This window comes from Microbulbifer mixtoriginis (SeqCode), from assembly GCF_052467705.1.
The window spans coordinates 3,911,418-3,924,335 of sequence record NZ_CP174322.1 but is presented as its reverse complement, the minus strand read 5'-3'; the positions used below and the strand labels follow the sequence as shown (position 1 = coordinate 3,924,335).

The window sequence follows — 12,918 nt, the reverse complement described above, 5'->3', positions numbered from 1 at the left end:
TTAAGGCCTAGCTACAGTAGCGCGCAGTGGATGTGTTGTTAGTTGATATATTCCACCGCTTTCACCACTTTCTGAACCCCGCCAATCGAGCGGGTGAGGTCAGCAGCGCGCTCGGCCTCGGCTGGGGTGAGCAGTCCCATCAGGTAAACGACTCCGTTTTCCGTCACGACTTTAATGCGCGCACCATCAATTTCTTTGTGAGCGAGTAAGTTGGTTTTTACTTTGGTGGTCAGCCAGGTATCGCTGGTAGAGGCTAGAAAAGTAACTTTACCGCGAACCTGAGTTTCATTGTAAACCTGGCGAACATTTTGTACTTGGCTGGCAGTGCGCCCGGCGAGTAGGCGCAGTTCCTGATCGGGCACCTGTCCAGTGAGTAGCACGACTCCGTTAAAGGAGGTTACATCGATATTTGAGGTCTTCAGATCCGGATGTGCCTTATTGATATTGACCGTCACTATCGTTTCGATTCTCTCGTCATCGATATAGGTGCCCAGTGAGCGTTTGCCGGGATCTTGTTGAATGGGGCCATCGTGGGTAGCCTCCATAACGGTGCTGCAGCCACCGAGTAATGCGGTTGCGGCAAGGGCAGAGAGAAGGCGTTTTCCCAAGGAAAGTTGGTTTTTTTTCATGGTTCAGTCCTCGTAGCCACCAAAAAGGCTGCTGTCGATTAGATCACACAGGCAAAAAATAGTCAGAAGGTGCACCTGGTGTACCTCTGCTGCGACATCAGAAGGCACTCGCAGTTCAATATCGTGTGTGTCTAGCAGGGCTGCACAATCGCCACCGTCGCCACCGGTCAGCGCTAGTATGCCCATATCCCGATCCCGTGCAGCGCGCATGGCTTGAACGAGATTTGAGTCGCGACCATCACTGCTGATAATTACCAAAAGGTCGCCGGGTTGTCCCAGTGCGCGCACTGGGTGCGCAAAGGTATCGGCGCTGCCGTGATTTTGTGCAACGGTGCCCATGGAGACGCCGTCACTGTTAAGGGCCATGGCGGGCAGGCCTGGGCGCTCGCGCTGGAACCCCCCGGTAAGTTGAGAGCAAAAACTCTGTGCCAGGGCGCCGCTGACCCCATTGCCGCAGAGCAGCACCTTGCTCTCTGCCAGCAGTGTGTGCACCACCATCTCACTGGCTTCCGCAATCAGGGGCGCCAGTATCTCACCGGCGTTCATGGTGGCTTCCAGGCTGTGGTGAAAAAGGGTTACGACTCGCTGTTCCATTGTGTCCTTAATACTGGCGAACTGGGGTTCGCCATACTTGGCAAGGTAAATCTCGGTTTTGCCTCAAGCTTCGAAGGCGTTTTTAATCCACTGAATGTTTTGCGCATCGCCCTCTATAGCAAGGACATCGAAGCGGCAGGGACAGTCCAGTTTGTGTTGTTGCAAATAGCCGTGGGCAGTGGCGAGCAGTTTCTGTTGCTTGCGAATATCTACACTGGCTCCGGCCCCGCCGAAACGGTTGTTGCGGCGGAAGCGCACCTCCACAAACACTACAGTATCGCTTTCACGGGCGATAAGGTCTATCTCTCCGTGGCGACTTCGGTAATTTCGTTCGATCAGGGTGAGTCCGGCACGCTGTAAATAGCGTGCCGCGGCGCCCTCCATGTGGGCGCCGATACTGCCTGCGGAGCCTTTAAAAAGTTTCACTATTATCCGCTTGCAGGCTGGGTTGTCGCGCTGGCATCGGGGGTTCTATGGTTGTAATCGGTACCGGCACACCTTTTTCAATTTGAGCCCACATCTGCTCGCGCACTATGCGCCCGTCGGTGCTTAGGCTCAGTGCGCCGGTGAGGCCGTGTACTTTTTGCTCTGGGAACTGGCGCAACATTGGCAGGCGCGGGTAGAGGCGGAAAGCATCTGCGCCCAGAGCGTAAAGGCGGGCGAATGCTGCCTGCGGGGCTACCTGCTCTTCGATATTCCGTTTGGTTTCACTGTCTTCAAACAGCCAGGGCAGTGCGGTAAAGCGCACGCCATTGATATCTCGATCGCGATTTGAGTTGGCCTGGCCGGCAAAAACATGTGAGGTCGCATAAACCGGCAGGTCTCCAGCATAGAAGTAGGTCAACATGGGGTTGAGCTGTCGTGCCTGCTGCGGCAGGGCGGTAACAAAGATCATGTCGACATCACCGCGCCGGCGCGGGGTGAACTCCAGTGGCGCCGACAGGCGTCCCTGGAGTGCCTTCTTGCGCGCCTTACTGTCGGGGATAAGCAGGACATCGCTGACCAGGTCAGAAAATTTGCTGTTATTAGTGAAGGTTTCATTGATGCTTACGGAGCCGCCGAGTTGCTGCCACTCCTCCACGAACGTTTCGGCACCACGCTGTCCCCAGCTGCTATTGGTGCTCAAAACCATCGCCTGGCGATGTCCCTGGCGATAGGCGTGACGGGCAATCTGGCGAGCTTCATCCTCAACTGCCAGCCCAAATTGGACCAGGTCGCCAGTAAGTCGGCCCTTGTCGCCATAGTTCAGCGCGAGTGTGGGGACGGGTAACTTTTCAGTGGCCAGTAAATTAGCGACCTTACTTTTATCGAGAGGGCCGACAATAAACTGTGCTCCCGCGTCTACAGCATTTTGATAAATCTCCTCGAAAGGTTGCTCGGTACCGGTGTCGTACACCAATACCCGAGGCGTTGCTGCACCAGCTTTTAAGGCGGTGTAGTGGGCGGCCATAAAACCATCGCGAATCGCGCGGCCGGCACTGCCCAGTGAGCCACTGATAGGCAGTAATAAGGCAATATTATCTGCCCGCTGCGCAGCTAGGCGTTCCAGTAGTTGCAGTGCCTCGGGTGGGTGGGAATTGGCACTGTGTGCTGGCCAGCGCTCCCGCCAGCGGCTCAGGGCGGTGAGTTGAGAGCTGATATCGGCCTGGGTATCGCGCCCCAGCAGGGCGAGCTGATACCAGCCGCGCATCTGGGTATCGCTGCTACTGTTGGCGCGCTGCTGAAGTTCGCTGGAGGGCAGCTGGGTTAACAGCTGCCAGAAACCGTTGTTGTTCTCGGTGATGCTTTCATCAGATTGGGCCAGGTAGGAAATCTCGCGGCGCTCAGATATAGCGCTATCCAAGTCTCCCAAAAGCCCCCATAGGTCGGCACGCAGGTTTCGCAACGGCAGGGCGGTATCGTGGGGTAGTTGCCTCCAGACGCTGTCGAGGCGCGTCGAGGTTGCTAGGTCTAAAGCCTCGAAGAAATCGTCATTATCAACCAGTAGATGGCCGTAAACCTGGGCGTAGCTGGCAAACAGAGTGTCGTCGAGCTGCTCGGGAATTATTAGGGTTACTGCGTCTTTGGCCGTCTCTTTGTCGCCCAGCTCGTATAGAATAGCCGCCGCTTGCAGACGCTGTTGGTCCCTAGCGGGTGCCGGCAGGGTATCTGCGCGGCGCAGCAGCCGCAGGGCATCACTGCGGCTGACTTGGTGGTTTGCCGGATAGGAGGGCTGGTAGCCTCCAGGCCGTGAGGCTGGAGTCTGGCAGGCAGCTAAGGCCAGTGTCAGGGCGGCGGCTGCCACGCTGGTGATCACAGTAGAGGTACGCCGGGAAGAGGCGAACATATTCTTCTCCCGCAATATTTATATTTGGAGTGAACAGCTATGGGGCCGGATCAGGCGCTGCTATATATTGTTGCTACGCCCATCGGTAATTTGGCCGATATGGTACCGCGAGCGATTGAAGTTCTACAATGCGCCGATCTGGTTGCGGCAGAGGACACACGTCACAGTCAGAGACTCTTTTCCCATTTCAATATCGATACGCCGCTAATGGCCTATCACGATCATTCTGATGACAAGCGTACGGGACAGATACTACAGCGCCTGGAGCAAGGGCAAACGGTGGCGCTGATCTCCGATGCCGGTACCCCACTAATCTCCGACCCCGGCTATCGTTTGGTGCGCGAGGCGCGTGAGCGGGGCGTTCGTGTAGTGCCGATTCCCGGCGCCTGTGCCTTTGTTGCCGCGCTGAGTGCTGCCGGCTTGCCCAGTGACCGCTTTAGCTTTGAGGGTTTTCTACCCGCCAAATCCGGCCCCCGTGAGCGAGCATTACAGGAGTTGGCATCAGACAGTCGCACTCTGGTTTTCTATGAGGCGCCCCACCGGGTCGCAGATACCTTGCAGGTGATGGCAGAGATTTTTGGCGCTGAGCGCGAAGCGGTCATAGCACGAGAGGTGAGCAAGGCCTTCGAGACATTCCAGTTGATGTCTTTGGGTGAGTTGGTAAATTGGGTGCGTTCCGACAGTAATCAGCAGCGAGGAGAGATTGTATTGTTGGTGCGTGGTGCTGAGCGTCGCCACGACAACGAGCTGGATGGAGAGGCGCAGCGAGTGATGACTCTGTTGCTGGCCGAGTTACCACCGAAAAAGGCCGCCGCTATTGCTGCGGAGATTACCGGTGTTAAAAAGAAGGCTCTGTATAACTGGAGCCTGGAGCAAAAATAAGGCGCTGTCTTTCGCGGTTCAGGGAAAATGCCTGTTGCATTCCGGCTGTCGCCTCATTACTCTTCGCCGCGAGCTGGCCGGGCAATCGCTGTCGCCTTGTGCGATGGAGGAAAGTCCGGGCTCCATAGGGTGGAACGCCAGGTAACGCCTGGGGGGCGCGAGCCTACGGAAAGTGCAGCAGAGAGTAGACCGCCGATGGCTTCCCTCGATTTTGGTCTGGGGAAGCACAGGTAAGGGTGAAAGGGTGCGGTAAGAGCGCACCGCGCGGCTGGTAACAGTCCGCGGCACGGTAAACCCCGTTCGGAGCAAGACCAAATAGGCCCTCTATAGGTGTGACCCGCACTGAGGGCGGGTAGGTCGCTTGAGGTGCCTGGTGACAGGCATCCCAGATGAATGGTTGTCCTCGACAGAACCCGGCTTACAGGCCAGCTCACACATTTCTAAAGCCCGGCATCCGCCGGGCTTTTTATTTTGTTCCCTCTAGCTTGGCATAGCCTTTGGCGGAGAATGGAACGGATGTACCTCTGTTTTTGATCGTGGCGCGCTTACTGGTGCTGTGGCGGCTAGTTTAATATGGTTGACTATTTTGTAAGTGGGTGCCCACTCCATTTTGTTACTTTGTGACAGTGATTTATATGTCATTACTCCCATCTTTGCTGTAGACCCCGATTTTACTGGGGTTTATGCGGACTTTGCGGTCGATTTCCTTGACTTTGTGTCGACCAGTTTTATAGTGTCGAGAGTGGGTAAAAGTGGAAATTCGTGGAACTTTGTGGTTTATTCGTCGCCGGTAAGTGGGCATTTACACAGTGCGGCGTAAGTTTAAATTTTTCCCGCTATCGGCCCGCTGGATGAAGGGGTCTACCGCGACAATCGCCTAGCAGAGCGAGTGAACTCACAAAGTGTATTTAGGCAGCCATGCAATCAATATGGACGCCAAGGGGCGTCTGGCGATACCGGCGAAGGTCCGCGACCGCTTGCTGGAGGAGTGCGCCGGTAGCCTGGTGATCACAGCTCATACAGAGGAGCGTTGCCTACTGGTCTATCCGGCGCCGCAGTGGCAGCAAATTTTGCCTAAAGTCGAGGCTCTTCCCAGCTTTAATAAGGTGGCGCGCCGGGCCCAGCGATTACTGATTGGCTATGCCTGTGAGCTGCAGGTGGATGGCAATGGCCGCGTTTTGATCCCTCCCACTCTGCGCGAATATGCGGGGCTGGAGAAAAAGCTGATGCTCGTGGGGCAGGGCAAGAAATTAGAGCTTTGGAGCGAGGAGCGATGGATGTCCTGGCTCGATAATAGTGACGACGAGGAGGGAATGCCCGAGGAAATGGCTTCCCTTTCATTATAAGGAGTACACCGAGTGTCTCAAGAATTGCATCGCAGTGTGTTGTTGCGCGAGGCCGTGGACGCTCTGGTGACTGACACCGAAGGTTTCTATGTGGATGGGACCTTCGGGCGCGGTGGACACAGCGCTGCGATCCTCGAACAACTGGGCCCCAAGGGGCAATTGTTGGCTGTGGATAAAGACCCCCAGGCGATTGACTATGCGCAGCAGCGTTTTGCTGCTGAGCCGCGCTTTTCAATTTGGCACGGCTCCTTTGCCGATATGGACCTCGCTGTTGGCGAGAGAGCGGGAAGTGTTAGCGGGATTCTGCTGGATCTGGGGGTTTCCTCTCCCCAACTGGATCAGGCTGAGCGTGGCTTTAGTTTTATGCAGGACGGTCCGCTGGATATGCGTATGGATACTAGCCGGGGTATCAGTGCAGCGCAGTGGGTGAATACCGAGGCCGAGGATGAGATGGTCCGGGTGTTTAAAGAATATGGCGAGGAGCGTTTCGCGCGGCGAATGGCTGCAGCCATCGTTCGCCGTCGCACTGAAAAGCCCTTCGAGCGAACTTTGGATTTGGCTGAGGTAGTGAAGGCAGCCAACCCGGCCTGGGAAAAGGGCAAGCACCCGGCTACTCGAGTCTTCCAGGCTATTCGCATTCATGTGAATGGTGAGCTGAACGACCTGCAGAGTACGTTGGAGAAGTCTCTGCAGTTGCTCGCGCCGGGAGGCCGGTTGGTGATTATCAGCTTCCATTCGCTGGAGGATCGCATGGTCAAGCGCTTTATCCGCGAAAAAGAGCGCGGACCCAAATTGCCCCGCGGACTTCCGGTAATGGATAGCCAAATCGCCAAGCCCCTGCGTTCAGTGGGCAAAGCGGTCAAGGCTAACACCATTGAGGTGGATGAAAACCTGCGCTCGCGCAGTGCGGTGATGCGGGTTGCCGAAAAGCAGGCTGGGTGCTGATTCTGTGCCTATACGGTCGTTTCTTGGCATTGCTGTGCTCTGGGTGGGTGCAATTTCCTCGGCGTTGGCAGTGGTGTATTCGACTCAGCGCAGCAGAGAATTGACCGCAGAGCTAGGCCGCGCACAAAAGACCCGCGATGAATTGCGTTATGAGCAGGAGCGCCTGCTGCTTGAGCGGGGGGCCTGGTCTGCCTATAGCCGTGTGGAGAAAGTGGCCCGGGAAGAATTAAAAATGCGAATGCCGAGCCCTTCAGAGCAGATCTTGGTGCCAGTGGAGTGATTGGCTTGGTCGGAGTGTAGGCGGCCCTTTTAGGCAGTGTACACCGGAAATTGACTTAATAAGCATAAGAAAATTTGTTTATCGATGCGCTGTCGGGGTACCGGTTAAATCGCCCCGCTAAGAGGTTTGCCCTCAGGATGACAATATAACGCCAATTGGAAAATTATGGGCGCAGTAAAGAAAAAGCAAGTTCAACCGGGAATCGCTCGCTGGCGCTTTGTGCTGGTAGCGGTTCTGTTGTGCCTGCTTGCTCTGGCACTGGTGTCTCACTTAGCGCGTTTGCAGGTGGTTCCTGCAGCAGAGCGGGGATATCGCTTCCTGCAGGATCAGGGGCGCGCGCGCACCATCCGTACCGAGGAGATAGCCGCCTATCGGGGTTCCATTGTCGATCGCAACGGAGAGCTGTTAGCGGTTAGCACCCCGGTGCACAGCCTCTGGGCCAATCCCAAATTATTGCGCGAGAGCAGTCCCGAACAAGTAAAGCAACTGGCTAAGACGCTGAGGTTAAAGGCGGATAAGTTGACCGCGCGCCTGGAAAAATACCGCAATAAGGAATTTATGTATCTGCGTCGCCACCTGACCCCAGAGCAGGCGGAGCGGGTCTTGTCTCTCGATTTGCCCGGTGTCTACAGCAAAAAGGAATACCGCCGCTTCTATCCCGCCGGGGAGGTGGTTGCGCAGCTATTGGGCTTTACCAATATCGACGATCGCGGTCAGGAGGGCATTGAGCTTGCTTACGAAAACTGGTTGTCCGGAGAGCCAGGTGCGCAGCAGGTGGTTAAGGACCTGAAAGGTCGCACGGTGCAAGAACTGGCTATTCAGAGAGAGGCTCAACCCGGTCAGGAGTTGCGCCTCTCGATTGATATGCGTCTGCAATACCTCGCCTATCGGGAATTAAAAAGTGCTGTGGCAGAAAATGGTGCCGCTTCCGGTTTTATGGTGATTTTGGATATCCACAGTGGCGATGTCCTCGCCATGGCTAACCAGCCCTCTTTTAACCCCAATAACCGCAAGGGAGTTAGGGCGGCGGCGATGCGCAATCGCGCCCTGATTGATCAGTTTGAGCCGGGCTCTACGGTAAAGCCTTTGACGGTATTGGCGGCGCTGGAGACAGGTCGCTACAAGCCCCATACCCAAATAGATACAAGCCCGGGTTATATCCGCGTGCCCGGTAAAACTTTGGTGGATCCGGTCAACTACGGCAAGTTGGATCTAACCAGCATTATCACCAAGTCGAGTCAGGTGGGTATTACAAAAATTGCCCTGGATTTGGAACCAAATACGCTTCGAGAACTCTTTTACCGCCTGGGTTTGGGGGAGGCGGTTGGCAGTGGTTTTCCTGGTGAGACGCCGGGAATCCTACCTAGCCGCAGCCGCTGGCACCCAATCGAGCGGGCTAATTTTGCCTTCGGCTACGGTTTAACCGTGAATGGGGTGCAATTGGCCCAGGCCTACAGCGTGTTGGCTAACGGTGGGCTTAAACGTCCGGTTTCCCTGATTCTATCTGACGATAAGCCCGATTCTGAGGCGCAGCGGGTAGTCGAAGGGCCGCTCGTTAAGGATGTGAGCGCCATGCTGGAGACCGTAATTGGCAGCCGCGGCACTGGCCGTCAAGCCGCTGTAGAGGGTTACCGAGTGGCGGGCAAGACTGGCACTGTTCACAAGGTTGGTAGTGGTGGTTATGCCGATAATCGCTACCGTTCAGTATTTGCGGGATTTATTCCCGCAGACAAGCCGCGCCTTGCCGCGGTTGTAGTAATAGACGATCCCAGCCAGGCGAAGTACTACGGCGGTGAAGTGGCAGCGCCGGTATTTGGCGCTGTGATGGCTGGGGCTATGCGCCTGCTGCAAGTACCGCCAGAGCTCAAAGAGCCGGCGGAACGGCAGCTGGCCGCGCAGTTAACCGGAAGGGGTTCAAAGTCGTGACTCAGCGCGAACAATCATTTATCTCCCTGCAGGAATTGGTGCCCGGATACGCGAGCATACCCGATGTACCTGTTAGTGGTGTAGCTCTGGATAGCCGCAAGGTGAAAGCTGGCGATGCTTTTATGGCGTTGCGCGGCTCTGTCGTGGATGGGCGGGAATATATTGATGCCGCAATAGAAGCTGGCGCTGCCGTAGTGTTGGCAGATGGGGATAAACTGGAATGTAAAACCCACAAGGATATCCTTGTGGTTACCGTCCCCGGGCTTGCTAAGCGGGTGGGGGAAATAGCCGCGCGCTTCCACGATAATCCCAGCGGAAAAATGCATTTGGTGGGAGTGACCGGCACAAATGGTAAAACTACCTGCGCTTATCTCACCTCCCAGTTATTGGCTCGGCATTTTGGCAGCGCTGCCCTGATCGGTACCATTGGTAATGGCATATGGAATCACGGGGTGATTGAGCTGCATGAGACGGGGCTCACAACTCCTGACCCTGTGCGGCTACAGGAGGATTTTGCCGATTTTTGCCGACGCGGAGTAGGTGCTGCGGCGATGGAAGTTTCCTCCCATGCCCTGTCACAGGGCCGAGTACATGGTCTTATTTTTGATACCGCAATTTTTACCAATCTTTCCCGCGACCACCTGGATTATCACGGCAATATGGCAGCCTACGGGGCTGCCAAAGAAAAATTATTTGGCCTGCCAAAATTAAAGCGCGGCATTATAAACCTGGATGACCCTTTCGGCGCTCAACTGGCGGAGCGTTGCAGATTGCGCGGGTTGCGTGTATTGACCTATGGCCTGCAGGCGGGCGACCTGCATGTGACAGATTTACGCCGTCATGAAAAAGGCTTTTCTGTCCAGCTAAGTTCTCCCTGGGGGAGCGGTGAACTCAATGCATCGCTGATTGGCGATTTCAATATTTATAACGCACTTGCCGTTATCGCTGCTGCTGCTTCGGCGGGTATGCCGTTCGAGGAAATTCTCACGGTTTTTCCCTCTATTCAGGGGGTACCCGGTCGTATGGAGCGAGTTCAAGTCGAAGGTGTCTATGAAGTGGGTGTGTTGGTCGATTACGCCCATACTCCAGATGCGTTGCGAGCGGCGTTGGCCGCTGCACGCCCTTATTGCCGTGGGAAATTGTGGTGTGTATTTGGCTGTGGTGGTGATCGTGATACTGGTAAGCGCGCTTCAATGGGGCGTATAGCTTCGGAAATGGCCGATCGGGCCATTGTTACCAGCGACAATCCCCGCAGTGAAGAGCCGCAAAAAATTATCGACGATATCCTCGAAGGTGCTGCCAGTAATATTGAAGTAGAAATTGATCGGGCCAAGGCTATTGGCCAGGCAGTGGCTGCGGCACAGCCGGGAGATATAGTGCTGATCGCTGGTAAGGGCCATGAGAATTACCAGATTATCGGCAGCGAAAAAATTCATTTTTGCGATCGTGAGCAGGCAGCTTCTGCGTTGCTTCGGCGTATGGGTAAGCCCCTCAAGGTTGAAGGGATGAAGGGGGAAGCCCAGTGATTGGGTCGTTATCTCTTAAGCAACTGCAAGAACGCTTCGGTGGTGAGTTGATCAATGGCTCGGTCGAATTTTCTGAGGTGTGCACAGATACTCGTAAATTAAACCCCCAAGCACTGTTTGTTGCATTGGTTGGTGACAATTTCGATGCTCATGATTTTGTCGGAGAGCTTGATGGTCAGGCACTGGGCTTAGTTGTTGATCGGGAGGTTCGGGGTTGCGGCCTGCCTCAGTGGCGGGTGAAAGATACTACCGTAGCACTCGGACAAATTGGTCTGTTGTGTCGTGAGAAATTCTCTGGTCCAGTAATTGCGATTACTGGTTCCTGTGGCAAGACCACGGTTAAGGAAATGCTATCGGCGATTTTTTCCCAACGCCACACACCTTGTGTGACTGCAGGCAACCTAAACAACCAGTACGGTCTGCCGATAACCCTTTTCGGTCTCAGCGAAGAGCACGATGTACTGATTTTGGAGATGGGGGCGAATGGCCCTGACGATATTGCTTATCTGTGTAGTATCGGCAAGCCACAAGTGAGTGCCGTCAATAATGTTATGCCCGCTCATGTTGAAGGGTTTGGTTCTATTGACGCCATCGCCAAAGCCAAAGGTCAAATTTATACAGGGTTGGATGTCGGTGGAACCGCAATTATCAATGCCGATGATAATTACGCAGACTATTGGCGCGGGCGAATGCCCGAAGGTGTGCGCACTTTAGAGGTGGGGCTTGCCAGCCAATGTGAAATCTTTGCGGAAAATATTGTCCTGAATAACAGTGGCTGTGCCGGATTTGACCTAGTGATTGAAGGGCTTAGCTACCCGTTGCAGCTTCAGCTACTTGGAGAGCACAACGTGCACAACGCTCTAGTAGCGGCAGCCTGTGCTTTTGCCGCGGGGATATCGGCAAAAGAAATTGTTCAGGGGCTATCAAGCCTGAGAGGTGTCAGCGGCCGCTTGCAGGAGCAGCGCGGTATTTGTGGAGCCACAGTTATCGACGATAGCTATAACGCGAATCCGGGCTCTGTAGGTGCGGCTATTGAGCTATTAGCACAACGACCAGGGAAACGAATCCTGGTGCTTGGGGACATGGCGGAGTTGGGGCCGGATGCTGAGGATATGCATCGCGATGTGGGTGATCTGGCGCGAGAGCGTGGGCTTGATGCGCTGTTTACTTTGGGACCATTAGGCACTGCTGCCAGCTTGGCATTTAGCCATGGGGACAATAAGCCCCTGCAGAATTATCGGGAGCGGGAGCCGTTGATCGCGGCTCTGACCCATGAATTAGATAACAACACCACTGTTTTGGTGAAGGGTTCTCGTAGTGCCCGTATGGAACTGGTCGCTCAGGCCCTGCTTGGCAACAGCAGAGGGGAGTCGTAATGCTGCTTTGGCTGGCGGAATTATTACAACAACATGTGAGCACCTTTTCGGTGTTCAATTATTTAACTGTCCGCGCAATTCTTGCGGCCCTTACCGCACTGGGGATTTCCCTGATTGTTGGGCCACGCATGATCAACTGGCTGAACCATTTACAAGTGGGGCAGGCGATTCGCGACGATGGCCCTGAAACACATTTGAGTAAATCCGGTACGCCCACTATGGGCGGCACCCTGATTCTCGCCTCGATCTTTGCTTCGGCGCTGCTATGGTCGGATCTTGGTAATCGCTATGTGTGGGTCACATTACTGGTGACCTTTGTCTTCGGCGCGGTAGGTTTTGTCGATGACTATAAAAAAGTTGTACACAAGAACCCCCGTGGCCTCATCGCACGCTGGAAATATTTTTGGCAATCCATTGCCGGTTTAGGGGCGGCCATATATTTATTTATGAGTGCGACCAGCCCGGCGGAAACCCAGTTCTTTGTGCCTTTCTTTAAAGACGTCGCTATTAACCTTGGGCCGGTCACCTTTATTCTGCTGACCTATTTTGTAGTGGTGGGTTCCAGTAATGCGGTTAATCTGACCGATGGTCTTGATGGCCTGGCAATTATGCCTACGGTGATGGTAGGCGGGGCACTGGGAATTATTGCTTATTTATCTGGACATGCGGAATTTGCCGATTATCTACATATTCCTGCGATTGCTGGTGCAGGGGAACTCGCCGTATTTTGTGCCGCTCTGTGCGGTGCAGGCTTAGGGTTCCTATGGTTTAACACCTATCCGGCGCAGGTGTTTATGGGGGATGTGGGTGCCCTGGCCCTGGGTGCGGCCCTGGGCATCATTGCGGTGATCACTCGCCACGAGATTGTGCTGTTTATTATGGGAGGCGTGTTTGTGATGGAAACCGTTTCAGTCATCCTGCAGGTTGCGTCCTTCAAGTTGACGGGTAAGCGTATTTTCCGCATGGCCCCGTTGCACCACCATTTTGAATTGAAAGGTTGGCCCGAGCCGAGGGTAATCGTGCGCTTCTGGATTATCACGGTAATTCTGGTTCTGGCTGGACTGGCAACACTGAAACTCCGATAAAAA

The 12,918-nt window shown here is 54.8% G+C and carries 12 protein-coding genes and 1 other RNA gene; 9 read left to right on the top strand and 4 right to left on the bottom strand.

Going from position 1 to position 12,918, the window contains the following annotated elements; all coding sequences use genetic code 11:
- Positions 1 to 38 precede the first annotated feature (38 nt).
- The 4 genes from ACJJIB_RS17165 to ACJJIB_RS17150 all read right to left on the bottom strand — a co-directional run bounded on the left by ACJJIB_RS17165 (position 39) and on the right by ACJJIB_RS17150 (position 3,549).
- The gene (locus ACJJIB_RS17165; protein WP_252082975.1) at positions 39 to 629 is read right to left on the bottom strand and encodes a BON domain-containing protein; all 591 of its coding nucleotides are present in this window, start codon (positions 627 to 629) and stop codon (positions 39 to 41) included.
- Between the two features lie 3 nt (positions 630 to 632).
- Positions 633 to 1,223: an SIS domain-containing protein gene (locus ACJJIB_RS17160; protein WP_226645585.1), complete on the bottom strand. Its 591-nt coding sequence runs from the start codon at positions 1,221 to 1,223 to the stop codon at positions 633 to 635.
- Between the two features lie 63 nt (positions 1,224 to 1,286).
- Entirely contained in the window at positions 1,287 to 1,649 is a 363-nt protein-coding gene (locus ACJJIB_RS17155; RefSeq protein WP_252082974.1) for a YraN family protein, read from the bottom strand.
- Complete coding sequence (locus tag ACJJIB_RS17150; protein ID WP_444886953.1) at positions 1,636 to 3,549, bottom strand: penicillin-binding protein activator; 1,914 nt, start codon at positions 3,547 to 3,549, stop codon at positions 1,636 to 1,638. Before ACJJIB_RS17150 ends, ACJJIB_RS17155 begins: the two co-directional genes overlap by 14 nt.
- A 39-nt stretch (positions 3,550 to 3,588) precedes the next feature.
- Between ACJJIB_RS17150 and rsmI the strand changes: the two genes are divergently transcribed.
- The 9 genes from rsmI (at position 3,589) to mraY (ending at position 12,915) form a co-directional block, all read left to right on the top strand.
- Entirely contained in the window at positions 3,589 to 4,431 is an 843-nt protein-coding gene (rsmI, locus tag ACJJIB_RS17145; protein WP_444886952.1) for a 16S rRNA (cytidine(1402)-2'-O)-methyltransferase, read from the top strand.
- 69 nt (positions 4,432 to 4,500) lie between these two features.
- Positions 4,501 to 4,868, top strand: an RNA gene (gene rnpB, locus ACJJIB_RS17140) — RNase P RNA component class A.
- A gap of 465 nt (positions 4,869 to 5,333) precedes the next feature.
- Positions 5,334 to 5,777: a division/cell wall cluster transcriptional repressor MraZ gene (gene mraZ / locus ACJJIB_RS17135; RefSeq protein ID WP_252082971.1), complete on the top strand. Its 444-nt coding sequence runs from the start codon at positions 5,334 to 5,336 to the stop codon at positions 5,775 to 5,777.
- A 12-nt stretch (positions 5,778 to 5,789) separates the two neighbouring features.
- Positions 5,790 to 6,722: a 16S rRNA (cytosine(1402)-N(4))-methyltransferase RsmH gene (rsmH, locus tag ACJJIB_RS17130; RefSeq protein WP_444886951.1), complete on the top strand. Its 933-nt coding sequence runs from the start codon at positions 5,790 to 5,792 to the stop codon at positions 6,720 to 6,722.
- 4 nt (positions 6,723 to 6,726) lie between these two features.
- Positions 6,727 to 7,002 (top strand): cell division protein FtsL, encoded by a 276-nt coding sequence (ftsL, locus tag ACJJIB_RS17125; protein ID WP_444886950.1) that lies wholly within the window; start codon positions 6,727 to 6,729, stop codon positions 7,000 to 7,002.
- A 165-nt stretch (positions 7,003 to 7,167) separates the two neighbouring features.
- Positions 7,168 to 8,928 (top strand): peptidoglycan D,D-transpeptidase FtsI family protein, encoded by a 1,761-nt coding sequence (locus tag ACJJIB_RS17120; protein WP_444886949.1) that lies wholly within the window; start codon positions 7,168 to 7,170, stop codon positions 8,926 to 8,928.
- A complete protein-coding gene (locus tag ACJJIB_RS17115; RefSeq protein WP_444886948.1) occupies positions 8,925 to 10,454 on the top strand; it encodes a UDP-N-acetylmuramoyl-L-alanyl-D-glutamate--2,6-diaminopimelate ligase in 1,530 nt (509 codons plus the stop codon). The genes ACJJIB_RS17120 and ACJJIB_RS17115 overlap by 4 nt, the downstream gene beginning before the upstream one ends.
- Positions 10,451 to 11,830, top strand: coding sequence for a UDP-N-acetylmuramoyl-tripeptide--D-alanyl-D-alanine ligase (locus ACJJIB_RS17110; RefSeq protein WP_444886947.1), 1,380 nt, complete (start codon positions 10,451 to 10,453; stop codon positions 11,828 to 11,830). Before ACJJIB_RS17115 ends, ACJJIB_RS17110 begins: the two co-directional genes overlap by 4 nt.
- Positions 11,830 to 12,915, top strand: coding sequence for a phospho-N-acetylmuramoyl-pentapeptide-transferase (gene mraY, locus ACJJIB_RS17105; RefSeq protein WP_252082965.1), 1,086 nt, complete (start codon positions 11,830 to 11,832; stop codon positions 12,913 to 12,915). Before ACJJIB_RS17110 ends, mraY begins: the two co-directional genes overlap by 1 nt.
- The last annotated feature ends 3 nt before the right edge of the window (positions 12,916 to 12,918 follow it).

Excerpts from the sequence above, each read along its gene's own strand:
- rsmI (WP_444886952.1), top strand. The coding sequence starts at position 3,589 with ATGGGGCCGGATCAGGCGCTGCTATATATTGTTGCTACGCCCATCGGT.
- ACJJIB_RS17160 (WP_226645585.1), bottom strand. The coding sequence starts at position 1,223 with ATGGAACAGCGAGTCGTAACCCTTTTTCACCACAGCCTGGAAGCCACC.
- ACJJIB_RS17165 (WP_252082975.1), bottom strand. The coding sequence starts at position 629 with ATGAAAAAAAACCAACTTTCCTTGGGAAAACGCCTTCTCTCTGCCCTT.
- ACJJIB_RS17150 (WP_444886953.1), bottom strand. The coding sequence starts at position 3,549 with ATGTTCGCCTCTTCCCGGCGTACCTCTACTGTGATCACCAGCGTGGCA.
- mraY (WP_252082965.1), top strand. The coding sequence starts at position 11,830 with ATGCTGCTTTGGCTGGCGGAATTATTACAACAACATGTGAGCACCTTT.
- ACJJIB_RS17120 (WP_444886949.1), top strand. The coding sequence starts at position 7,168 with ATGGGCGCAGTAAAGAAAAAGCAAGTTCAACCGGGAATCGCTCGCTGG.